The sequence below is a fragment of the Pseudomonas sp. Irchel 3E19 genome (genome assembly GCF_900187585.1).
Lineage (GTDB): Bacteria > Pseudomonadota > Gammaproteobacteria > Pseudomonadales > Pseudomonadaceae > Aquipseudomonas > Aquipseudomonas baetica.
Window position 1 is genome coordinate 196,094 of sequence record NZ_FYDT01000003.1, and the last position, 22,694, is coordinate 218,787.

The 22,694-nt window shown below is 60.3% G+C and carries 23 protein-coding genes and 1 pseudogene; 18 read left to right on the forward strand and 6 right to left on the reverse strand.

The genetic code is table 11. The annotated features are described in order from the left end of the window. Nucleotides 1-133: 133 nt before the first annotated feature. The 3 genes from CKW18_RS03350 to rpmE all read right to left on the reverse strand — a co-directional run bounded on the left by CKW18_RS03350 (nt 134) and on the right by rpmE (nt 2,628). The gene (locus CKW18_RS03350; RefSeq protein ID WP_095187454.1) at nt 134-1,402 is read right to left on the reverse strand and encodes a malic enzyme-like NAD(P)-binding protein; all 1,269 of its coding nucleotides are present in this window, start codon (nt 1,400-1,402) and stop codon (nt 134-136) included. A 183-nt stretch (nt 1,403-1,585) separates the two neighbouring features. Beyond that, nucleotides 1,586-2,386 carry a thermonuclease family protein gene (locus tag CKW18_RS03355; RefSeq protein WP_095187482.1) on the reverse strand — a complete coding sequence of 267 codons (801 nt, stop codon included), beginning with the start codon at nt 2,384-2,386 and terminating at the stop codon, nt 1,586-1,588. A 14-nt stretch (nt 2,387-2,400) separates the two neighbouring features. Then, nucleotides 2,401-2,628, reverse strand: coding sequence for a 50S ribosomal protein L31 (rpmE, locus tag CKW18_RS03360; RefSeq protein WP_095187455.1), 228 nt, complete (start codon nt 2,626-2,628; stop codon nt 2,401-2,403). A gap of 282 nt (nt 2,629-2,910) precedes the next feature. Here rpmE and CKW18_RS03365 point away from each other — a divergent pair, with 282 nt between their 5' ends. The 11 genes and pseudogenes from CKW18_RS03365 to CKW18_RS30875 all read left to right on the forward strand — a co-directional run. Continuing rightward, nucleotides 2,911-5,130: a primosomal protein N' gene (locus CKW18_RS03365; protein WP_095187456.1), complete on the forward strand. Its 2,220-nt coding sequence runs from the start codon at nt 2,911-2,913 to the stop codon at nt 5,128-5,130. A 239-nt stretch (nt 5,131-5,369) separates the two neighbouring features. Next, a complete protein-coding gene (argS, locus tag CKW18_RS03370) occupies nt 5,370-7,106 on the forward strand; it encodes an arginine--tRNA ligase (protein ID WP_095187457.1) in 1,737 nt (578 codons plus the stop codon). A gap of 1 nt (nt 7,107) precedes the next feature. Next, the gene (locus CKW18_RS03375) at nt 7,108-7,809 is read left to right on the forward strand and encodes an SPOR domain-containing protein (RefSeq protein WP_095187458.1); all 702 of its coding nucleotides are present in this window, start codon (nt 7,108-7,110) and stop codon (nt 7,807-7,809) included. A 234-nt stretch (nt 7,810-8,043) separates the two neighbouring features. Next, the gene (gene hslV, locus CKW18_RS03380; protein WP_003220875.1) at nt 8,044-8,580 is read left to right on the forward strand and encodes an ATP-dependent protease subunit HslV; all 537 of its coding nucleotides are present in this window, start codon (nt 8,044-8,046) and stop codon (nt 8,578-8,580) included. Between the two features lie 48 nt (nt 8,581-8,628). Continuing rightward, a complete protein-coding gene (gene hslU / locus CKW18_RS03385) occupies nt 8,629-9,966 on the forward strand; it encodes an ATP-dependent protease ATPase subunit HslU (protein ID WP_095187459.1) in 1,338 nt (445 codons plus the stop codon). A gap of 140 nt (nt 9,967-10,106) precedes the next feature. Further along, nucleotides 10,107-10,481, forward strand: a complete 375-nt coding sequence (locus CKW18_RS03390) for a gamma-butyrobetaine hydroxylase-like domain-containing protein (RefSeq protein WP_170947213.1) — start codon at nt 10,107-10,109, stop codon at nt 10,479-10,481. 258 nt (nt 10,482-10,739) lie between these two features. Beyond that, the gene (gene phaC / locus CKW18_RS03395) at nt 10,740-12,419 is read left to right on the forward strand and encodes a class II poly(R)-hydroxyalkanoic acid synthase (protein WP_095187460.1); all 1,680 of its coding nucleotides are present in this window, start codon (nt 10,740-10,742) and stop codon (nt 12,417-12,419) included. Nucleotides 12,420-12,573: 154 nt separating this feature from the next. Next, nucleotides 12,574-13,428 (forward strand): poly(3-hydroxyalkanoate) depolymerase, encoded by an 855-nt coding sequence (gene phaZ / locus CKW18_RS03400; protein WP_095187461.1) that lies wholly within the window; start codon nt 12,574-12,576, stop codon nt 13,426-13,428. Nucleotides 13,429-13,566: 138 nt separating this feature from the next. Beyond that, nucleotides 13,567-15,249 (forward strand): class II poly(R)-hydroxyalkanoic acid synthase, encoded by a 1,683-nt coding sequence (phaC, locus tag CKW18_RS03405; protein WP_095187462.1) that lies wholly within the window; start codon nt 13,567-13,569, stop codon nt 15,247-15,249. Between the two features lie 30 nt (nt 15,250-15,279). Further along, nucleotides 15,280-15,900 carry a TetR/AcrR family transcriptional regulator gene (locus CKW18_RS03410; protein WP_095187463.1) on the forward strand — a complete coding sequence of 207 codons (621 nt, stop codon included), beginning with the start codon at nt 15,280-15,282 and terminating at the stop codon, nt 15,898-15,900. 22 nt (nt 15,901-15,922) lie between these two features. Further along, nucleotides 15,923-16,012: pseudogene (locus CKW18_RS30875) on the forward strand (metal ABC transporter ATP-binding protein); the annotation flags it as partial. An 86-nt stretch (nt 16,013-16,098) separates the two neighbouring features. On the opposite strand, the gene CKW18_RS03420 reads toward CKW18_RS30875, so the two are convergent. The 3 genes from CKW18_RS03420 to CKW18_RS03430 form a co-directional block, all read right to left on the reverse strand. Next, nucleotides 16,099-16,995: a phasin family protein gene (locus tag CKW18_RS03420; protein ID WP_095187464.1), complete on the reverse strand. Its 897-nt coding sequence runs from the start codon at nt 16,993-16,995 to the stop codon at nt 16,099-16,101. Between the two features lie 10 nt (nt 16,996-17,005). Further along, entirely contained in the window at nt 17,006-17,428 is a 423-nt protein-coding gene (locus CKW18_RS03425; RefSeq protein ID WP_095187465.1) for a phasin family protein, read from the reverse strand. Nucleotides 17,429-17,671: 243 nt separating this feature from the next. Then, nucleotides 17,672-17,947: a polyhydroxyalkanoic acid system family protein gene (locus CKW18_RS03430; protein ID WP_095187466.1), complete on the reverse strand. Its 276-nt coding sequence runs from the start codon at nt 17,945-17,947 to the stop codon at nt 17,672-17,674. A gap of 154 nt (nt 17,948-18,101) precedes the next feature. On the opposite strand from CKW18_RS03430, the gene ubiE reads away from it, so the two are divergent. The 7 genes from ubiE to tatB all read left to right on the forward strand — a co-directional run bounded on the left by ubiE (nt 18,102) and on the right by tatB (nt 22,692). After that, nucleotides 18,102-18,872, forward strand: coding sequence for a bifunctional demethylmenaquinone methyltransferase/2-methoxy-6-polyprenyl-1,4-benzoquinol methylase UbiE (ubiE, locus tag CKW18_RS03435; RefSeq protein ID WP_008080626.1), 771 nt, complete (start codon nt 18,102-18,104; stop codon nt 18,870-18,872). Then, entirely contained in the window at nt 18,872-19,495 is a 624-nt protein-coding gene (locus CKW18_RS03440) for an SCP2 domain-containing protein (protein WP_095187467.1), read from the forward strand. Before ubiE ends, CKW18_RS03440 begins: the two co-directional genes overlap by 1 nt. Beyond that, on the forward strand, nt 19,492-21,096 hold the full coding sequence (gene ubiB / locus CKW18_RS03445) for a ubiquinone biosynthesis regulatory protein kinase UbiB (RefSeq protein WP_095187468.1): 1,605 nt from the start codon (nt 19,492-19,494) through the stop codon (nt 21,094-21,096). The genes CKW18_RS03440 and ubiB overlap by 4 nt, the downstream gene beginning before the upstream one ends. Nucleotides 21,097-21,177: 81 nt before the next feature. After that, nucleotides 21,178-21,579: a phosphoribosyl-AMP cyclohydrolase gene (gene hisI / locus CKW18_RS03450; protein WP_095187469.1), complete on the forward strand. Its 402-nt coding sequence runs from the start codon at nt 21,178-21,180 to the stop codon at nt 21,577-21,579. Further along, on the forward strand, nt 21,572-21,904 hold the full coding sequence (locus CKW18_RS03455) for a phosphoribosyl-ATP diphosphatase (protein ID WP_003220849.1): 333 nt from the start codon (nt 21,572-21,574) through the stop codon (nt 21,902-21,904). The genes hisI and CKW18_RS03455 overlap by 8 nt, the downstream gene beginning before the upstream one ends. 25 nt (nt 21,905-21,929) lie before the next feature. Further along, on the forward strand, nt 21,930-22,211 hold the full coding sequence (locus tag CKW18_RS03460) for a twin-arginine translocase TatA/TatE family subunit (protein ID WP_095187470.1): 282 nt from the start codon (nt 21,930-21,932) through the stop codon (nt 22,209-22,211). Between the two features lie 10 nt (nt 22,212-22,221). After that, nucleotides 22,222-22,692, forward strand: coding sequence for a Sec-independent protein translocase protein TatB (tatB, locus tag CKW18_RS03465; protein ID WP_095187471.1), 471 nt, complete (start codon nt 22,222-22,224; stop codon nt 22,690-22,692). The last annotated feature ends 2 nt before the right edge of the window (nt 22,693-22,694 follow it).

A 22,694-nucleotide genomic window follows, 5' to 3' on the forward strand; every position in this document is an offset into this window, starting at 1 on the left:
CCACAGGGGAATGCATTTCAAGGTGGGAGCGAGCCTGCTCGCGAAGAGGCAGTGAGCCACATCACAAAACCGCCAGACATAAAAAAGCCCCGACTCTCACGAGCCGGGGCTTCGGTTGAAGCGCTACAACGACTTAGCCGTTGAACACGTCATCCACGCTTTTCAGCGGGTAGTTCTTCGGATACGGCAGGGTGGCCACGCCGGTCTCGATGGCGGCCTTGGCCACAGCGTCGGAGATCAGGGTGATCAGGCGCTTGTCCATTGGCTTCGGAATGATGTACTCACGACCGAATTCCAGTGGGGCACCGCCGTAGGCGTCGCACACATCCTGTGGTACCGGCAGCTTGGCCAGTTCACGCAGGGCGTTGGCGGCTGCCACTTTCATTTCTTCGTTGATGCGCTTGGCGCGAACGTCCAGGGCACCACGGAAGATGAACGGGAAGCCCAGTACGTTGTTGACCTGGTTCGGGTAGTCCGAACGGCCAGTGGCCATGATCACGTCGTTACGGGTGGCGTGCGCCAGTTCCGGGGAGATTTCCGGGTCCGGGTTCGAGCAGGCGAACACGATCGGGTTGGCAGCCATCGACAGCAGGCCTTCAGCGCTCAGCAGGTTCGGGCCGGACAGACCAACGAACACGTCAGCGCCTTTCAGAGCGTCAGCCAGGCTGCGCTTGTCGGTGGCGTGAGCGAACACGGCTTTGTACTGGTTCAGGTCGTCACGGCCGGAGTGGATCACACCGGTACGGTCAACCATGAAGATGTTTTCAATGCGTGCGCCCATGCTCACCAGCAGTTTCATGCAGGAGATGGCGGCAGCGCCAGCGCCCAGGCAGACGATCTTCGCTTCCGGCAGGGTTTTGCCAGCGATTTCCAGGGCGTTGATCATGCCGGCAGCGGTCACGATAGCGGTGCCGTGCTGGTCATCGTGGAATACCGGAATGTCGCACTGCTCGATCAGAGCGCGTTCGATCTCAAAGCACTCAGGTGCCTTGATGTCTTCCAGGTTGATGCCACCGAAGGTGATAGAGATGCGTTTTACGGTGTCGATGAAGGCTTGCGGGCTTTCGGAGTCGACTTCGATGTCGAAAACATCGATGCCGGCGAAGCGCTTGAACAGCACGCCTTTACCTTCCATGACCGGCTTGGAAGCCAGTGGGCCGAGGTTACCCAGCCCCAGAATCGCGGTGCCATCGGAAATGACTGCAACCAGGTTGCCCTTGCCGGTGTATTTGTAGGCCAGTTCAGGATCGCGAGCGATCTCACGCACTGGTTCAGCTACGCCGGGGCTGTAGGCCAGCGACAGGTCGCGGGCGGTAGCAGTGGCCTTGGTGAGCTCGACACTCAGCTTCCCTGGACGAGGATTGGCATGATATTCGAGAGCGGCAGTTTTCAGATCAGACATTTTGGCATTCCGCTTTTTACTGTTGGACAGACTGGTCAGCGAGGATACGCGCCTCGCAAAGTCCCCACAAGACTGAGCGGTCACCGCTGTCAAGCGCCCTGCCCTACGACTTTGGGCCAAGAGCCACGGCGCACAAGGGCTTGACTGTTCACAATCGATATAAAAAATGTCTACAATTTTTCTTCAGCGCACGGTCTGCAGCATCGAAGGATCGGTCAGTGGCAGTAACCAACGTGACTGACCTGATTGCAAACCGCCGCGCCGCGACCGATCGACCACCCAGCCGCGGGCCTCGATCTGCTTGCCCTTCAGCGCTTGCAAGCGGGCATTGTCGAATTGTCCGACCAGATTGGGAGCAACGCGCAATACAAGCGAGTCCTGCAATTCGATCCAGATTCCGCCACGATTGCGTTGCACCTTGCTCACACGACCACTGACCACAGCAAAACCCGAGCGCTGGATCTGCTCCGCTTTCAGTACAGGTGATTGCCGCCAGAGGCCTCGTCCGGCCTGTCGCGCGCTACGCTCGGCAGCTTGCTGACAGGTAACCAGATCGACATTCGGTGCCACGGCGACCTGAAAACCGAGGCCGTCGGCGAGCATCTGCGCTTCGAGATTGGCGCCGCTGACGCTGTAGAGGTGGGCAAGCGTACGTCCGTAATGGTCTTTCGCTTGCTTGCCGGGGAGCACACCGACGCGTCCGCCGCTGTCAGCCACCAAGGCTTCCAGGCGTTTGCGTGCCATCAGGGCGAACGGCTCGTCGCTGCGGCCCTGCTTGCCGAGTTCAGGCGTATTGAGGCCGATCATGCGCACGCTGCGACCGTCGCTCAGGCGCACAGTGTCGCCATCGACCACGCGCTGTACGGCGACGATTGCAAGCCCCGAAGGCGCCGGGCAGAAAGCTTGAGCGGCTGACAGCCAAATCGCGGACACAAAAAAGGCGCCCGCGAGGGACGCCTTTTTCAGCAACGAGGAAAAGCCCACCGGGCCCTTCAACCTTACTCTGCAGCTGGAGCTTTCTTGCCGAAAGCACCGAAACGGTCTGCGAAGCGCTGAACGCGGCCGCCAGTGTCCAGAGTCTTCTGCTTACCGGTGTAGAACGGGTGGCATTCGTTGCAAACGTCGATTGGCAGAGCTTTGCCGAAAGTCGAACGGGTTTCGAACTTGTTGCCACAGCTGCAGGTAACAGCGATGACTGGGTAATTCGGGTGAATATCAGCTTTCATGGTGTCTTCCTCAGCTAGCGTGCCGCCACCCAACACTATTGTTGAATACCGCACGTAATTAGGCCGCGGATTCTACCAGACAATGTCAATCGCGCAAGCTGTCCCTTAGACCGACCGTCTGCTAGGCTCCCGCCCCTGAACAAACTCCCCTGTGGGAGCGGGCTTGCTCGCGAAGAGGGAGTGTCAGTCACCATTTATGTCGTCTGATACACCGCTTTCGCGAGCAAGCCCGCTCCCCCAGGTCGTGCATGACCTTTCTTTCCAGTGTATCGAGACCCCCGCGTGCCCGACGCCATTTTGCGCCTCGCCCTGCCTTCGCCCTTGCGCCGCCTGTTCGACTATCGAGCCCCGGCCGGTGTGCTGCGCGCCCAGCTGCAGCCGGGCATGCGCCTGCGGGTGCCGTTCGGTCGGCGGGAGATGATCGGGATTCTGGTCGAAGTGACCGATACCAGCGAAGTACCGGTGGAAAAACTCAAACCGGCGCTGGCCTTGCTCGATGCCACGCCGCCGCTGCCCCCGGCGCTGTTCAAACTGTGCCTGTGGACGTCGCAGTATTACCAGCACAGCCTCGGCGACACCTTGAGTTGGGCGCTGCCGGTGTTGTTGCGTCAGGGCGAACTGGCCGAGGCCCGCCAGGAACGCTTTTGGTCCGCCGCTCCCGGCGCCAGCCTGGATGATCCGCGCATCGCACGCGCACCACGGCAACGTGAGGCATTGGCGACGCTCGCCCAACACCCGCACGGCGTCGCCCATCAGTTGCTGAGCAAGCTGATGTTAAGCAAAGACAGCCTCGACCTGTTGCTGGCGAAGAATCTGGTCCAGGTTGAAATCCGTCGCCACGCACCCGGCGCGCGCCATGAACACTGGCTCGCCCAGCCGGAACTGCCGCTTAACGACGAACAGCGCGCCGCGTATGAAGCGATTCGCGCCGGCTTCGACAGTTATCACGCGTTCCTGCTGGCCGGCGTTACCGGCAGCGGCAAGACCGAAGTCTATTTACAGCTGATCCGCGAAACCCTCGAGGCCGGCAAGCAGGCGCTGGTGTTGATTCCGGAGATCAACCTCGGCCCGCAAACCCTGGCGCGGTTCGAGCAGCGCTTCAATGCACGCATCGCCCTGATCCACTCGGCAGTCAACGATCGCGAGCGTCTCGAAGCCTGGCTCGCCGCCCGCGACGGCGAGGCCGACATTATTATCGGCACCCGCTCGGCGCTGTTCACCCCGATGAAAAATCCGGGGCTGATCATCATCGACGAAGAGCACGACGGTTCTTATAAACAGCAGGAAGGTTTGCGCTACCACGCCCGCGATCTGGCCTTGGTGCGCGCGCGGCAGGAAAACATCCCGATCGTCCTCGGCTCAGCCACGCCTTCGCTGGAAAGCCTGCACAACGCTTACACCGGCCGTTATGGCCTGCTGCGCCTCAACGAGCGGGCTGGCGGCGCCAAACAACCGCGCTTCCTGCGCCTGGACGTGAAAAGCCGCCCACTGGACAGCGGCATCTCCGGGCCGATGCAGCAAGCGATCGGCCAGACGCTGGCGAACGGCCAACAGGTGTTGGTGTTCCTCAACCGTCGCGGCTTTGCCCCGACGCTGCTGTGTCACGATTGCGGCTGGATGTCCGAGTGCTCGCGTTGCGATGCGCGGATGACCGTACACCAGCGCTACGGCGAGCTGCGCTGCCACCACTGCGGCTACGTCGAACGTACACCGCGCCAGTGTCCGAAGTGCAACAAGGTCGACTTGCGGCCCGTCGGCGCCGGCACCGAGCGTGCTGAAGAACGGCTGGCGATTCTGTTCCCCGATTACCCGGTGCTGCGGGTCGACCGCGACAGCACTTCGCGCAAGGACGCAATGAATCAGTTGTTCGCAACGATTCAGAAGGGCCAGCCGTGCATTCTGGTCGGCACGCAGATGTTGGCCAAAGGGCACCACTTTCCACGCGTGACGCTGGTGTCGATCCTCGATGCCGACGGCGGACTGTTCTCCGGCGACTTCCGCGCCAGCGAGCGCATGGCGCAGTTGATCGTGCAGGTCGCCGGTCGCGCCGGGCGGGCCGAGGAGCCGGGCAAGGTGATCATCCAGACCCACCTCGCCGACCACCCTTTATTGGTGCAACTGACCGAACAAGGTTACTTCGCCTTCGCCGAACAGGCCTTGAGCGAGCGCCGCGCTGCCGGCCTGCCGCCGTTCGCGCATCTGGCATTGTTGCGGGCCGAAGCGCACAAGCCGGGGCAGGCCGAAGGTTTTCTCGACGAGGCGTGCAGCGAGGCTGAGCGCTTGCTGACCGAGCAGAATCTGAGCGGCATCGAATTGCTCGGCCCGGTGCCGGCGCCGATGGAGCGTCGTGCCGGGCGTTATCGCGCGCAGCTTTTGCTTCAGGCGACGGCGCGGGCGCCGTTGCATCGGCTGCTGGCCAGTTGGTTGCTGGTGCTGGAGCAGATGCCGAGTGGGCGGGCGGTGCGTTGGTCTTTAGATGTCGATCCGGTCGATTTGTATTGATCTGAAGATCGCCTTCGCGAGCAGGCTCGCTCCTGCAAGGGATTGATGCCAGACACATAATGTATAAACGCCGCAGATCCAATGTGGGAGCGAGCCTGCTCGCGAAAGCGGTCTATTTGTCACCACATATCCATAAGCTGCCTGCTAAGGTTGGCAAGCCCGTCTTCGCAACGGATAATGCCCAGTTTTTCCACCCGCGCATCGATGCGCCGCCGCGCTTGCGGTCGAAAGAGAAGACCATGAAAGACACCATTCGCCAGCTGATCCAACAAGCCCTCACCCAACTCGTCAACGAAGGTGTGTTGCCTGAAGGCCTGTCGCCGGCGATTCAGGTGGAGAACGCCCGTGACAAGACTCACGGCGACTTCGCCAGCAACATCGCGATGATGCTGGCCAAGCCTGCGGGCATGAAGCCACGCGATCTGGCGGAAAAAATCATCGCCGCGCTGCCGGCCGACGAGAACGTCACCAAGGCCGAAATCGCCGGCCCGGGCTTCATCAACTTTTTCCAGAATACCCAGGCCCTGGCCAACCGCCTCGACGCCGCACTGGCTGACGCCCATATAGGCGTGCGCAAGGCCGGCCCGGCGCAGCGCACCGTGGTTGACCTGTCCGCACCCAACCTGGCCAAAGAGATGCACGTCGGCCACTTGCGTTCGACCATTATTGGCGACGGCGTGGCGCGCGTTCTCGAATTCCTCGGCGACGAAGTGATCCGCCAGAACCACGTGGGCGACTGGGGCACCCAGTTCGGCATGCTGATGGCGTATCTGCAAGAAAACCCGATCACCAGCGACGAGCTGTCCGATCTGGAAAACTTTTACCGCGCCGCCAAGCAGCGTTTCGACGAATCCGCAGAGTTCGCCGACCGCGCCCGTGGCCTGGTGGTCAAGTTGCAGGCCGGCGATGCCGAGTGCCTGGCACTGTGGACCAAGTTCAAGGACATCTCGCTGTCGCACTGCCAGAAGATCTACGAACTGCTCAACGTCAAACTGACCATGGCCGACGTGATGGGCGAAAGTGCCTACAACGACGACCTGATCAACGTGGTCAACGACCTCAAGGCTGCAGGCATGCTGGTCGAGAGCAACGGCGCCCAGTGCGTGTTCCTCGACGAGTTCAAGAACGCCGACGGCGATCCGCTGCCGGTGATCATCGTCAAGGCTGACGGCGGTTACCTGTACGCCACCACTGACCTGGCGGCCGTGCGCTACCGCAGCGGCAAACTGAAAGCCGATCGCGCGCTGTACTTCGTCGACCAGCGTCAGGCCCTGCACTTCCAGCAAGTGTTCGCGGTGGCGCGCAAGGCCGGTTTCGTGACCCATCCGATGGAGATGGAACACATGGGCTTCGGCACCATGAACGGTGCCGACGGCCGTCCGTTCAAGACCCGTGATGGCGGCACCGTGAAGCTGATCGACCTGCTGACCGAAGCGCAGGAACGCGCCTACAACCTGGTCAAAGAAAAGAACCCGACACTGGCCGAAGACGAGTTGCGCAACATCGCCAAGGTCGTCGGCATCGGTGCAGTGAAATACGCCGACCTGTCCAAGCACCGCACCAGCGACTACAGCTTCAACTTCGACCTGATGCTGAATTTCGAAGGCAACACCGCACCGTATCTGCTGTATGCCTACACCCGCGTGGCCGGCGTGTTCCGCAAACTGGGCAAGGATTTCAGCGAAGTCGACGGCCCGATCGTCCTCGAAGCGGCGCATGAACAAGAGCTGGCAGCAAAGCTGGCACAGTTCGGCGAAGTGCTGAACAACGTGTCCGACAAAGGCACCCCGCACATCCTCTGCACTTACCTGTACGACGTTGCGGGCCTGTTCTCCAGCTTCTACGAGAACTGCCCGATCCTCGCTGCCGAAACGCCGGCACAGATGCAGAGCCGTCTGCGTCTGGCCGCACTGACCGGTCGCACCCTCAAGCAAGGCCTGGAGCTGTTGGGTCTGGAAACTCTGGAGCGTATGTAAGTTGGCCGCCAAGAAAAAACCTGCACCCAAGCGTGGCGCCAGCCGTTACCAAGCTCCTGCGAAGCAACCGATCCCGGGTTGGCTGTGGATGGCCATCGGCCTGACGGTCGGTGCGTTCATCGTGTTCCTGATGAAGCTGGAACCGGGCAAGGGCAGTGACACGGTCAAGCGTGAGAAGGTCGAACAACAGCAGAAAGCGTCGAAGATCGCCGAGGCCAACAAGACCCCGCCGAGCCCGACGCAGCCGGTGAAGCCGAAGTACGACTTCTACACCCTGCTGCCGGAATCGGAAGTGATCGTGCCGCCGGATGCCGTGCCGGAGAAAACCCTGCCGACGCCGCAAGTGCCGACAACTCCGGTCACTCCGGCGGAAGCAGCAAAAATCGATACCGCGCGGGCCCAGGCGGCACTGGCAGGCATCACGCCGCCGCCAGCGCCACCGGTAGCCAAAGCGGCGCCAGTAACCAAGTTCTTCCTCCAGGCCGGTTCGTTCCGCAAAGAGGCGGATGCGGACAAGGTGCGTGCGCAGATCATTCTGCTTGGCCAGGCGGTTTCGGTTGAGTCGGGCACAGTGAAGGACGAAACCTGGTACCGCGTACTGGTCGGCCCGTTCAGCAACCGCGAACAACTGACCACGGCGCAGAAACAACTGGCGGGCAGCGGTTTTAGCAATCTGTTGTTACAACAACGCCAAAGCCGCTGATTTAGTCAGAACCACCGCGTCATCGTTTTTTCGCGAGCAAGCCCGCTCCCACAGGATATACGCTGCCCCTGTGGGAGCGGGCTTGCTCGCGAAGGCGTCGTGCCTCACGCCGGCGCCCTCTGATCAATCGCCCGCCGTTCGTCCCTCTGCGCCGCCCCCGGTTGAAATCCTCTCCACCACCCCCATATGAATGGGCATAAGGCATTTTCGCCCTGCAGTGTGGAGACTCTTCCCTTGACCACCATCGTTTCAGTCCGCCGCCACGGCAAAGTCGTCATGGGCGGCGACGGCCAGGTTTCTCTCGGCAACACCGTGATGAAAGGCAACGCGAAGAAAGTTCGTCGCCTGTACCACGGTCAGGTCATTGCCGGTTTCGCCGGTGCCACCGCCGACGCCTTTACCCTGTTCGAACGTTTCGAAGGCCAGCTTGAGAAACACCAGGGCCACCTGATCCGCGCCGCTGTCGAACTCGCCAAAGAATGGCGCACCGACCGCTCCCTCAGCCGCCTCGAAGCCATGCTCGCGGTCGCCAACAAGGACGCATCCTTGATCATCACCGGCAACGGTGACGTGGTCGAACCTGAAAATGGCCTGATCGCCATGGGCTCCGGTGGCGGTTACGCCCAGGCTGCGGCCAGCGCACTGCTGAAAAAGACCGACCTGTCGGCCCGTGAAATCGTCGAAACCGCCCTCGGTATCGCCGCTGACATCTGTGTATTCACCAACCACACCCAGACCATTGAGGAGCAGGATCTCGCTGAAGAAGCCTGATAAGGCCCTGTGCCACGGCTTGTTTCTGCTTGAGGACCGCCAACTACTATGTCCATGACTCCCCGCGAAATCGTCCACGAACTCAACCGCCATATCATCGGCCAGGACGATGCCAAGCGCGCCGTCGCGATTGCCCTGCGCAACCGCTGGCGCCGAATGCAGCTGCCTGAAGAGCTGCGCGTTGAAGTGACCCCGAAGAACATCCTGATGATCGGCCCGACCGGTGTCGGTAAAACCGAGATCGCCCGTCGCCTGGCGAAACTGGCCAACGCGCCGTTCATCAAGGTCGAAGCGACCAAGTTCACCGAAGTCGGCTACGTCGGCCGTGACGTCGAGTCGATCATCCGTGATCTGGCCGACGCTGCGATCAAGATGCTGCGCGAGCAGGAGATGACCAAGGTTCGCCACCGCGCCGAAGACGCCGCCGAAGATCGCATCCTCGACGCACTGCTGCCGCCGGCCCGCATGGGCTTCAGCAATGAAGAAGCGCCAAGCTCGGATTCCAACACCCGTCAGCTGTTCCGCAAGCGCCTGCGTGAAGGTCAGCTGGATGATAAGGAAATCGAGATCGAAGTGGCCGAAGTGGCCGGCATCGAGATCGCCACGCCGCCGGGCATGGAAGAAATGACCAACCAGCTGCAGAGCCTGTTTGCCAACATGGGCAAGGGCAAGAAGAAGGCGCGCAAGCTCAAGGTCAAAGAAGCCCTGAAGATGGTGCGCGACGAAGAAGCCGGGCGCCTGGTCAACGAAGAAGAGTTGAAGGCCAAGGCGCTGGAAGCGGTCGAGCAGCACGGCATCGTGTTCATCGACGAAATCGACAAGGTCGCCAAGCGTGGCAACGTCGGCGGCGCTGACGTGTCCCGTGAAGGCGTACAGCGTGACCTGCTGCCGCTGATCGAAGGCTGCACCGTCAACACCAAACTGGGCATGGTCAAGACTGACCACATTCTGTTCATCGCTTCCGGTGCGTTCCACCTGAGCAAGCCGAGCGATCTGGTGCCGGAGCTGCAAGGCCGTCTGCCGATCCGCGTCGAACTCAAGGCCCTGAGCCCGGAAGACTTCGAACGCATCCTCAGCGAACCGCACGCCTCGCTCACCGAGCAGTACTGCGCGCTGCTGAAAACCGAAGGCCTGAACATCCAGTTCCAGCCTGAAGGCATCAAGCGTCTGGCGGAGATCGCCTGGCAGGTCAACGAGAAGACCGAGAACATCGGTGCCCGTCGTCTGCACACGCTGCTTGAGCGTCTGCTCGAAGAGGTGTCGTTCAGTGCCGGCGACCTGGCCAGCGCCCACGATGACAAGCCGATCCTGATCGACGCCGAATACGTCAACAGCCACCTCGGCGAATTGGCGCAGAACGAAGACCTGTCCCGTTATATCCTGTAAGCAACTCTTACAGATGTAATGGAACTGTGGGAGCGAGCCTGCTCGCGAAGACGGCAGTACATTCAACCCTTGTGTTGACTGAACCACCGCTTTCGCGAGCAGGCTCGCTCCCACAAGGTTCCGCACTAGACGGATACCTGATCATGATCCCCACCGACATCAAACTGCACAAAGCCTCGAAAACCCTGACGCTCACCTACGCGTCCGGCGAGGAGTTCACCCTGCCCGCAGAGTTTCTGCGCGTGCATTCCCCCTCCGCCGAGGTCCAGGGCCACGGCAAACCGATTCTGCAATTCGGCAAGCTCAATGTGGGCTTGAGCAAGCTGGAACCGGCCGGTCACTACGCACTGAAACTGACCTTCGATGACGGCCACGACAGCGGCCTGTTCACTTGGGACTATCTCTACGAACTCGGACGACGTCATGACGCACTCTGGGCCGATTATCTGGCTGAACTCAAAGCAGCTGGAAAAACCCGCGATCCGGATCAGTCGATTGTCAAGCTGATGCTCTAATCCGAGCGTCTTGCTCTTTAGAGGGCATTTTCTAAATTCATCTGTTTGAATGCTCCGCTGTATGGCCGAGGATCGGCCTGCTTGCGAAAAAAATTAAACTCGGGTAACCAATGGAGCTGGCAAGTTCCCTGCAATGCTCTACGACTGTAAAGCAGCTATGCAGAATTAACGGTCACCCGAGCAGTAGTACCTGGCATTGGCTGTGGAACTGCACAGCGCAAAACCGGGTACTCGTCTCAAGACAATGGAGCGTCGTAGATGAGTAACAAGAATAACGATGACCTGAAGTACCAAGCCTCGGAAAACACCCTGGGGCTTAATCCCGTCGTTGGGCTACGCGGAAAGGATCTGCTGGCCTCTGCTCGTATGGTGCTGAAACAGGCCATCCAACAACCGATCCATAGCGTCAAGCACGTCACCCATTTCGGCCTCGAACTGAAGAACGTGCTGTTCGGCAAATCCGAACTGCAACCCGCCGGCGATGACCGTCGCTTCGCCGATCCGGCGTGGAGCCAGAACCCGCTCTACAAACGTTATCTGCAAACTTACCTGGCGTGGCGCAAGGAACTCCATGCCTGGATCGACGACAGCAGCCTGTCACCCAAGGACATTGCCCGCGGCCATTTCGTGATCAACCTGATGACCGAAGCCATGGCCCCGACCAACACGGCGGCCAACCCGGCGGCGGTCAAACGCTTCTTCGAGACCGGCGGCAAAAGCCTGCTCGATGGCCTCTCGCACCTGGCCAAGGATCTGGTACACAACGGTGGCATGCCGAGCCAGGTCAACATGGGTGCGTTCGAGGTTGGCAAGAGCCTGGGCGTGACCGAAGGCTCAGTGGTGTTTCGCAACGATGTGCTGGAGCTGATCCAGTACAAGCCCATCACCGAGCAAGTCCACGAACGGCCACTGCTGGTGGTGCCGCCACAGATCAACAAGTTCTACGTATTCGACCTGAGCCCGGACAAGAGTCTGGTGCGCTTCTGCCTGCGTAATAACGTGCAGACGTTCATCGTCAGCTGGCGCAACCCGACCAAGGCGCAGCGCGAGTGGGGCCTGTCGACTTACATCGATGCGCTGAAAGAAGCGGTCGATGTGGTCACCGCGATCACCGGCAGCAAAGACATCAACATGCTCGGCGCCTGCTCCGGCGGCATCACCTGCACCGCCCTGCTCGGCCACTACGCGGCGCTTGGCCAGAACAAGGTCAACGCCTTGACCCTGCTGGTCAGCGTGCTCGACACCACGCTGGACAGCGACGTCGCGCTATTCATCGATGAGCAGACCCTTGAGACCGCCAAGCGTCACTCCTATCAGGCCGGCGTGCTCGAAGGCAAAGACATGGCCAAGGTCTTCGCATGGATGCGCCCCAACGACCTGATCTGGAACTACTGGGTCAACAACTACCTGCTCGGCAACGAGCCGCCGGTGTTCGACATCCTGTTCTGGAACAACGACACCACGCGGTTGCCGGCCGCGTTCCACGGCGACCTGATCGAGATGTTCAAAAACAACCCGTTGATCCGCCCCAATGCACTGGAAGTGTGCGGCACGCCGATCGACCTGAAACAGGTGACGGCCGACATCTTCTCGCTGGCCGGCACCAACGACCACATCACGCCGTGGAAGTCCTGCTACAAGTCGGCCCAGTTGTTCGGCGGCAAGGTCGAATTCGTGCTGTCGAGCAGCGGTCATATCCAGAGCATTCTCAACCCGCCGGGCAACCCGAAGTCTCGATATATGACCGGTGAGGAAATGGCGGCCAATGCCGATGACTGGCAAGAGAATTCGACCAAGCACACCGATTCCTGGTGGCTGCACTGGCAGGCATGGCAGGCCGAGCGTTCGGGCAACCTGAAAAAGGCCCCGACCAAACTCGGCAACAAGGCGTATGCGCCAGGTGAAGCCTCGCCGGGCACTTACGTACACGAGCGATAACTGACACACCTCATTCCCCCTGTGGGAGCGGGCTTGCTCGCGAAAGCGGTTGATCAGCCAACATCAATGGCGACTGACACGACGCCTTCGCGAGCAAGCCCGCTCCCACAAGGGATTCGGGGTGATATTGAGATCGACCCACAGGGCCTGAAGCATGCCGCAACCGTTCATCTTTCGTACCGTCGACCTGGATGGCCAGACCCTCCGCACGGCGGTACGCCCCGGCAAGCCTCACTTGACGCCCTTGCTGATTTTCAACGGCATCGGCGCCAACCTTGAGCTGGTATTTCCGTTTGTAGCGGCGCTGGCCCCGGATCTGGAAGTGATCGCCTTCGACGTGCCCGGTGTTGGCGGTTCTTCGACGCCGAACCGGCCGTATCGCTTTCCCGGCCTCGCCAAGCTGACTGCGCGGATGCTCGATTACCTCGACTACGGTCAGGTCAATGTGATCGGCGTGTCGTGGGGTGGCGCACTGGCGCAGCAATTCGCCTACGACTACCCCGAGCGCTGCAAGAAACTGGTGCTGGCGGCCACCGCTGCCGGTGCGGTGATGGTGCCGGGCAAACCGAAAGTGCTGTGGATGATGGCCAGCCCCCGGCGCTACATCCAGCCGTCCCATGTGATCCGCATCGCGCCGTGGATCTACGGCGGCTCGTTCCGCCGCGATCCGACCCTGGCGGCCAGCCACGCGGCGAAAGTGCGTTCGGCGGGCAAGCTCGGTTATTACTGGCAACTGTTCGCCGGCCTCGGCTGGACCAGCATTCACTGGCTGCACAAGATCCATCAGCCGACGCTGGTGCTGGCCGGCGATGACGACCCGCTGATTCCGTTGATCAACATGCGCATGCTCGCCTGGCGAATTCCCAACGCCCAATTGCACATCATTGATGACGGGCATCTGTTCCTGATTACCCGCGCCGAAGCGGTGGCACCGATCATCATGAAATTTCTCCAGGAGGAACGTCAGCGTGCAGTGATGCACCCGCACCCGACACCGCTGGGCGGTTAATCGCTGCGGCAGGCTTTATGCAAGGTTTTATACACAGTGCGCGGCAGGACGCCGCGCAGGCAGCAACCCGCAACAGCGTCTATGGTGTTCTGGTTCGGTGAGTTTGTTTTTGGCCTGAAGACGAAGGAGTGTTGAGTCATGCGCGACAAACCAGCGACGGGCGTAGTGCCCAGCCCCGCCGTGTTCATCAATGCACAAAGTGCAATGACCGGCCTGCGTGGCCGGGATTTGCTCTCGACGTTGCGCAGCGTCGCCGCTCATGGGCTGCGCAATCCGATCCACAGTGCAAAACACGCCTTGAAACTCGGCGGCCAACTCGGTCGCGTGTTGCTCGGTGAAACCCTGTACCCGACCAACCCGCAGGATGCACGGTTCGCCGATCCGGCCTGGAGCCTCAATCCATTCTACCGGCGCAGCCTGCAGGGCTATCTGGCCTGGCAAAAACAGGTCAAGAGCTGGATCGATGACAGCAGCATGAGCGACGACGACCGCGCCCGTGCGCACTTCGCCTTCACCCTGCTCAACGATGCCGTGGCGCCCTCCAACACATTGCTCAACCCGTTGGCGCTCAAAGAACTGTTCAACTCTGGCGGCCACAGCCTGGTGCGCGGACTCAGCCATCTGTTCGATGACCTGCTGCACAACGACGGCTTGCCACGCCAGGTCACCAAACAGGCTTTCGAGGTCGGCAAGACCGTCGCCACCACCACCGGCTCGGTGGTTTTTCGCAACGAGATGCTCGAGCTGATCCAGTACAAGCCGATGAGCGAAAAGCAATACGCCAAGCCGCTGCTGGTGGTGCCGCCGCAAATCAACAAGTACTACATTTTCGACCTCAGCCCGCAGAACAGTTTCGTTCAGTACGCGCTGAAAAATGGCTTGCAGACCTTCATGATCAGTTGGCGCAACCCGGACGTGCGCCATCGCGAATGGGGCCTCTCGACCTATGTCGAGGCGGTGGAAGAGGCGATGAATATTTGCCGGGCAATCACCGGCGCCCGCGAAGTCAATCTGATGGGCGCCTGCGCCGGGGGACTGACCATCGCAGCACTACAGGGGCACCTGCAGGCCAAACGGCAATTGCGGCGCATCTCCAGCGCGACCTATCTGGTCAGCTTGCTCGACAGTCAGATCGAGACTCCGACCACCCTGTTCGCCGACGAACAAACCATCGAAGCGGCCAAGCGCCGCTCCTATCAGAAAGGCGTGCTGGACGGCCGAGACATGGCCAAAGTATTCGCCTGGATGCGCCCCAACGATTTGATCTGGAGCTACTTCGTCAACAACTACCTGTTGGGCAAAGAGCCGCCAGCCTTCGACATCCTTTACTGGAACAACGACAACACCCGCCTGCCCGCCGCGTTTCACGGCGACTTGCTGGACTTCTTCAAGCACAACCCGCTGACCCACCCCGGCGGTCTGGAAGTCTGCGGCACGCCGATCGACCTGCAGAAAGTCACCGTCGACAGCTTCAGCGTCGCCGGCATGAACGACCACATCACGCCATGGGATGCGGTGTATCGCTCGACCCTGCTGCTGGGGGGGGACAAGCGCTTCGTGCTGTCCAATAGCGGCCACGTGCAAAGCATCCTCAACCCGCCGAGCAACCCGAAAGCCGCTTACGTCGATAACGGCAAAATGAGCAGCGACCCGCGCGCCTGGTACTACGACGGCAAACACGTCGACGGCAGTTGGTGGCCGCAGTGGCTGGAATGGATTCAGCAACGCTCGGGCGCCCAGCACGAAACCCAGATGACCCTCGGCAACCCTAACTATCCACCGATGGAGGCAGCACCCGGTACTTACGTGCGTGTGCGCTGACGCTTAACCGAACTTTTCTAAGAAGACTGGATGAAAACCCGCGACCGGATTCTCGAATGTGCGCTGCAACTGTTCAACGAAAAGGGCGAGCCAAACGTCTCCACCATGGAAGTTGCCAATGAAATGGGGATCAGCCCCGGCAACCTCTACTACCACTTCCACGGCAAGGAGCCGTTGATACTCGGGTTGTTCGAACGCTTCCAGAATGAACTCGCGCCGCTGCTCGATCCGCCTTCGGATGTCGAATTGGCGCCGGAAGATTACTGGCTGTTTTTGCACCTGATCGTCGAGCGGTTAGCGCAGTACCGGTTCCTGTTTCAGGATCTGTCGAACCTGGCCGGACGCTTGCCGAAACTGGCGAAGGGGATTCGGCATTTGCTCAATGCCTTGAAGCGCACACTGGCGTCATTGCTGGCGCGGTTGAAGGCGTCAGGGCAACTGGTCAGCGATACCCAGGCGCTGGGGCAACTGGTTGAACAGATCACCATGACGTTGCTGTTTTCGCTGGATTATCAGCGGATTCTGGATCGGGAGGGTGAGGTTCGGTTGGTGGTTTATCAGATCATGATGCTGGTGGCGCCGCATCTTTTGCCGCCGGTGAAGGTCGCCACCGAACGGATGGCCCTGCAATACCTCGAAGACCACGACTGACGTTGCGACACATTGTTCACCTGTGGGAGCGGGCTTGCTCGCGAAGGCGGTGGGTCAGCCAACATCAATGCTGAATGACACACCGCATTCGCGAGCAAGCCCGCTCCCACGGGGAACTCGCGGTGTTCCGGAGATTATCTGCACAAACAAAAACGCCCGACCTTCACAGGCCGGGCGTTTTGTTTTGCCCTGAAAGAATCAGGACTGACTGGTTGGCGTCGACGGGGTCGATGCAGCAGTCGGAGTTGCCGCCGGAGTCGGTGCAGCGGCGGAGTTCGACGCGCTCACCGGGGCTGCCGGAGTGGCAGGCTTGGCCGCTGGAGATGCCGGTTTCGGCGCAGCGGCTTTCGGTGCGGCCGGTTTTTTCACTGCCGGTTTCTTCGCCGCAGCAGGTTTCGCTGCAGGCTTGGCAGCAGGTTTGGCGGCAGCGGTTTTCGCTGCTGGCTTGGCGGCTGGTTTAGCCGCAGCTTTCGCAGCAGGCTTGGCGGCAGGTTTGGCAACGGTTTTGGCGGCAACCGGTTTGGCGGCTGCTTTGGCGGCGGGCTTAGCTGCTGCGGTTTTGGCCGCAGGTTTTGCAGCCGCTTTAGCCAGTGGCTTGGCAGCCGTTTTGGCTGCAGGTTTTGCCGCTGCAGTTTTAGCTGCCGGTTTTGCTGCAGCGGTTTTCGCCGCAACCGGACGGGCCTTCTCGCCAGTGAGTTTTTCGATCTGCTTGGTCAAGGTCTCGACCTTGCTGTGCAGCGCTTTAACTTCGTTGCGGCTCGGCACACCCAGACGCGAAATCGCACTGTTCAGGCGCTTGTCAAAAGCCCCTTCCAGTTCGTCCCACTTGCCCAGTGCGCGATCTTTCACGCCGCTGATGCGCGACTTGGCCGAAGAAGCGGAATCCTTGGCGGCATCGACTTTCTTGCCGACTGCCGACTTGGTGAGCTTCTCGGCTTTCTCGCCGTCTTTGACCAATGTATCGAAGAGCTTGCTGCCGTCAGTGTCGATCTTCGAGTACACGCCTAAACCAGCCAGCCAGATTTTGCGGGAGTAGTCTTCGACTTTCCCAATCCACGAGCTGCCTTCTTTATCGGTGTTCTTTTTACCAGCCATCCCGTTCTCCTTAAGATTTACGCGCGACGCGTTCGAGCAATGCCGTCAGCTCATCGAGCTTAGCAGAGAGTGTCTCAACGTCATGTTTAGACGGAATGCCGATACGATTCAAGGCGCTTGCCACGCGGGTGTCGAACGCCTTCTCGACCTTGTCGAGCTGAACTTCGACACGGCCTTTGAAAGAACTGACTTCGTCACGGGCTTCATCGATCTCGGCGTTGGCCGCTTCGAGTTTTTCGGTGACGACTTTTTTGCCTTTCTTTTCAACAGTTTGACCAGCCTTGATCAACTCTTGAAAGTAGTCGCTGCCCTCTTGGCCGACCTTGGCGTAGGCACCCAGGCCTGCCAGCCAGATCTTGCGGGCATAGGATTTGACGTCGCTCAGAGCGGTTGTCGAAGCGTCAATTTTTTTCTTCAAAATGACTTTGGCCATGGTGCACCTCACGCGCAGAAGGTTTGAGGAACTGCCCGCAGGTTTGTCGGGCTCAGGCACAAAGTAGGCAGAAAAATTAGAAACGGCACCCTAACAACTGACATGAACCTCTGGCTTCACACGAAACGAATGTGGGAGCGAGCCTGCTCGCGAAAGCGTTTTATCAGTCGGATTTTCTGTGACTGACACACCGCATTCGCGAGCAGGCTCGCTCCCACAGGGGGATTTCATTTCAGGCAGAAATCAGACCAACGCTTTGTCCAACGCCTTCTCGATCTCGGCTTTGATCATCCCGCTCATGGCCGACATCATCAGGCCCAGTTCCACGTCGACCTTGATCGAATCGTCAGCCACATGCACCGCGCCTTTCACGCCCGAGCGCTTGAGATTGAGGGTATCGCCCGACCATTGCGGCTCCAGGCCATATTGATCGGAGAGTTTCTGCGCCAGCTTGTCGGCCTTCTCGCGGGCGGCTTCCTTGCCCAGACTGTGGGCACGCTCAACACTGATTTTGGCCATTGGATGACTCCTGATTTATGAAGAAGTGTCGGTAAATCTTGACCGCGTCTGCGGCAAATCGTCCCGAAGGTTGCCCATCTTACCTTTAGCCATTCCAAGACAAAGCATGGCTTGGGGATTAGAATGTCGCGCATTCTCTTTTGGTGACAGCGATATGACTGATCAGCGCAAAGGCAGCGATGCCGAACCCACCACTCACTTCGGCTTCAAAAACGTTCCGGAAAGCCAGAAAGCGGAAAAAGTCGCTGAAGTTTTCCACTCCGTAGCCGCCAAGTACGACCTGATGAACGACCTTCTGTCGGGCGGCATGCACCGTCTGTGGAAGCGTTTCGCGATCGAACTGTCGGGCGTGCGCAGCGGTAACCGCGTTCTGGACATCGCCGGTGGCACCGGCGATTTGACCAAAAAGTTCTCGCACCTCGTTGGCCCTACCGGCCAGGTAGTGTTGGCCGACATCAACGAATCCATGCTCAAGGTCGGTCGTGATCGCCTGCTGGATCTGGGTGTGGCCGGCAACGTCGAATTCGTTCAGGCGGATGCGGAAAAACTGCCGTTCCCGGACAACCATTTCGACTGCGTGACCATCGCCTTCGGCCTGCGCAACGTGACGCATAAAGAAGACGCTCTGCGTTCGATGCTGCGCGTGCTCAAGCCCGGCGGTCGCCTGCTGGTGCTGGAATTCTCCAAGCCGACCAACGCGCTGATGTCCAAAGCCTACGACGCCTACTCGTTCGCCTTCATGCCGCTGATGGGCAAGCTGATCACCAACGACTCGGAAAGCTATCGCTACCTGGCCGAATCGATCCGCATGCACCCGAATCAGGAAACCCTGAAGTCGATGATGGTCGACGCCGGTTTCGACCGCGTGACCTATCACAACATGACCGCAGGCATCGTCGCCCTGCACCGCGGCATCAAGCCCTGATGCTGCTCACCGGGCTGCTCGCCAGCGTCGAACTCGGTCTGAACCGGGTGCTGCGTCTCGACAGCACGGCGCTGCCGCGGCTCGCGCATCTGACCGGCAAGGTGATTGCCGTCGATTGCCGCAGCCCGGCGCTGCAACTGTTCATTCTGCCCAGCGATGAAGGCTTGATGCTGGCTTCCCATTGGGAAACCGGTGTCGACTGCACCCTGCGCGCGCCAGCCTCGAGCCTGGTGAAACTGGCCCTGAGCAAAGACAAGACCGCGGTGCTGCACGCCCCGCAAGTCGAGCTCGATGGCGACAGCGGTGTGCTGCTGGAGCTGGCCGGTGTGCTGCAGGATCTGGAGCTGGACTGGGAGTACGAACTCTCGCGCTGGCTCGGCCCGGTGGCCACGCAACTGGTGGGCGGTCACCTGCGCAGCCGCGCACGCTGGTATCAACAAGGATTTGCCAGCCTCAACCAGAACCTCGCCGAATACCTCGCCGAAGAATCGCGCACCCTCGTCGGGCAGCGCGAAGCCGAAGCACGGTTCAGCGAACTGGACCGGATCAAACTTGATCTGGAACGTCTCGAGGCGCGTTTCGAGCGCCTTTCCCGATCCCTCGACCCAAGCGATAACGCATGAAGCTGCTTGCCGTCCGCCGTCTGTTGCGCATCCAGCGCGTCGTGATCCGCTACCGCCTCGATGATCTGCTGTTCGATCTGCCGCTGCCCTGGTTCCTCCTGGCGTTGCGCTATGCGCTGCCGTGGCGTTGGTTCCCGCGCAAGCCGCTGGAGCTGAGCCGGGGCGCGCGATTGCGTCTGGCATTGCAGGATCTGGGGCCGATTTTCATCAAGTTCGGGCAGATTCTCTCGACCCGCCGCGACCTGCTGCCGGAAGACATCGCCGATGAGCTGATGCTGCTGCAGGATCGCGTGCCGCCGTTCGATTCGCAGCTGTCGATCAAGCTGATCGAAGAACAGCTGGGCAAGAAAATCAGCGAAGTGTTCAGCCGATTCGATGTTCAACCGCTGGCCTCGGCTTCGGTGGCGCAGGTGCATGCCGCGCAATTGAAAACCGGCGAAGAAGTGGTGGTGAAGGTGATCCGCCCGGGCCTGAAACCGATCATCGCGCAGGATCTGGCGTGGCTGTTCATCCTCGCCCGCGCTGCTGAAAAAGTCTCGGCCGACGCCCGCTTGCTGCACCCGGTAGACGTGGTGCAGGACTACGAAAAAACCATTTACGACGAGCTCGACCTGCTGCGCGAAGCCGCTAACGCCAGCCAGCTGAAGCGCAATTTCGAAGGTTCGCCGCTGCTTTATGTGCCGCAAGTCTATTGGGACTGGTGCCGGCCGAAAGTGCTGGTGATGGAGCGCATCTACGGGATTCAGGTGACGGATCTGGCGACCCTTGCCGATCAGCGCACCGACATGAAAATGCTTGCCGAACGTGGCGTGGAGATCTTCTTCACCCAGGTGTTCCGAGACAGTTTCTTCCACGCCGACATGCACCCGGGCAACATCTTCGTCAGCACCGTCAACCCGTGGAGCCCGCAATACATCGCGATCGACTGCGGCATCGTCGGCAGCCTGACCCCGGAAGACCAGGATTATCTGGCGCGCAACCTGTTCGCGTTCTTCAAGCGTGACTACCGTCGCGTGGCGCAATTGCACATCGATTCGGGCTGGGTGCCGGCAGAAACCAAGCTCAACGAATTCGAAGCGGCGATCCGCACCGTGTGCGAGCCGATCTTCGAAAAACCGTTAAAAGATATTTCATTTGGCCAGGTGCTGATGCGCCTGTTCCAGACTGCACGCCGCTTCAATATGGAAGTGCAGCCGCAACTTGTGTTGCTGCAAAAGACCCTGCTGAACATCGAAGGCCTCGGTCGTCAGCTCTATCCGGATCTGGATCTGTGGAATACCGCGCAACCGTTCCTTGAGCGCTGGATGCGCGAGCGCGTCAGCCCGAAAGCCTTGCTCGGCAACGTGCAGAGCCAGTTCGAACAGATTCCGCACCTGGCCAACATGGCCCGCGATCTGCTCGAACGCATGTCCCAGCCCCACGCCAACGACCCACCGCCGCCGAGGCATAAACGCAAGGACGACTGGTTCCTGCGCCTGCTCGGCAGTGCCCATCTGGCGGGCGGTACGATCCTCGCCGCCGGTGGCCCGCTGAACGAACTGGGGCATTGGCCGGCGGGAATCATGGTGGCCGTCGGCTTGTATCTGGTCGTTCGCCGATAGCCAGTTCCGTGATCGGCTGGCACACTGTTTCAACGCCTGAACCCGACTATTTGAAGTGTGGGTTCGCTGTCGGAGTCGAAGATGAAAAACTGGCTGGACGAGATCAAGTGGGACGCTGATGGCCTGGTGCCGGCGATTGCCCAGGATCACAAGACCGGACGCGTACTGATGATGGCCTGGATGAACCGCGAAGCGCTGGAACTGAGCGCTGCGGAAAACCGTGCAATCTACTGGTCACGTTCCCGTGGCAAGCTGTGGCGCAAGGGCGAAGAGTCCGGCCACGTACAGACCCTGCATGAAATGCGTCTGGACTGTGACGCCGACGTGATCATCCTGATGGTTGAACAGATCGGCGACATCGCTTGCCATACCGGCCGTCAAAGCTGCTTTTACCGCGTCTTCGAAAACAGCGACTGGAAAACGGTCGACCCGGTGCTGAAAGACCCGCATGCCATCTATTGCGCAGGACACAAACATGAGTGACACCCTGACCCGCCTCGCTCAGGTACTTGAAGAGCGCAAGGGCGCAGCGGCCGACAGTTCCTATGTCGCCAGCCTGTATCACAAGGGTCTGAACAAGATTCTGGAGAAAGTCGGCGAAGAGTCGGTCGAAACCATTATTGCCGCCAAGGACGCCGCCATCAGCGGTGACTGCAGCGACGTGATCTACGAGACGGCCGACCTGTGGTTCCACAGCATGGTCATGCTCGCCCAACTGGGGCAGCATCCGCAGGCCGTGCTCGATGAACTGGATCGTCGCTTCGGCCTGTCCGGACACGTCGAGAAAGCCTCGCGTCCATCCGCCTGAACAACTATTAGAGAGGAACAGCAACATGGGCATTTTTGACTGGAAACACTGGGTCGTCATTCTGGTAGTCGTGGTGCTGGTGTTTGGCACCAAGAAACTGAAAAACCTCGGCACCGACGTTGGCGAATCGATCAAGGGCTTCCGCAAAGCCATGAACGACGACGAGAAGCCGGCTGCCGATCCGACCGTGACGCCTGCGCAGCCGGTGCCACCGGTACAGCCGCAAGCCACCGCGCAGGCCAACCCGCCGCACACCATCGACGTGCAGGCGCAGAAAGTCGAAGAGCCGATCCGCAAAGACGTGTGAGCACTGACTAATGTTTGGTATCAGCTTCTCTGAACTGCTGCTCGTCGGCCTCGTTGCCCTGCTGGTGCTGGGCCCCGAGCGTCTGCCGGGTGCTGCACGCACCGCCGGCCTGTGGGTCGGACGGCTGAAGCGCAGCTTCAACGCGATCAAACAGGAAGTTGAACGTGAAATCGGTGCCGACGAGATCCGTCGGCAACTGCACAACGAGCACATTCTGTCGCTGGAGCAGGAGGCGCGGAAGATTTTCAATCCGGTTCAGCAAGAGCCGACGCCGGTTGAACATGTGGGTGAGCAGACGATTCATGCGCCGACTGCACCCGCTGCGCCTGCTCCGACACCTGCACCTGCACCTGCTGCCGTTGTAGCGCCGACAGAAACCGTGCCCGCTACTGCAGAAACTTCGGTTGAACACGTAACTACAACCGCCGCGCCGATCACACCTGCGCCTCACGACACCACTCTGCCGCCGCGAGCCCCATGACA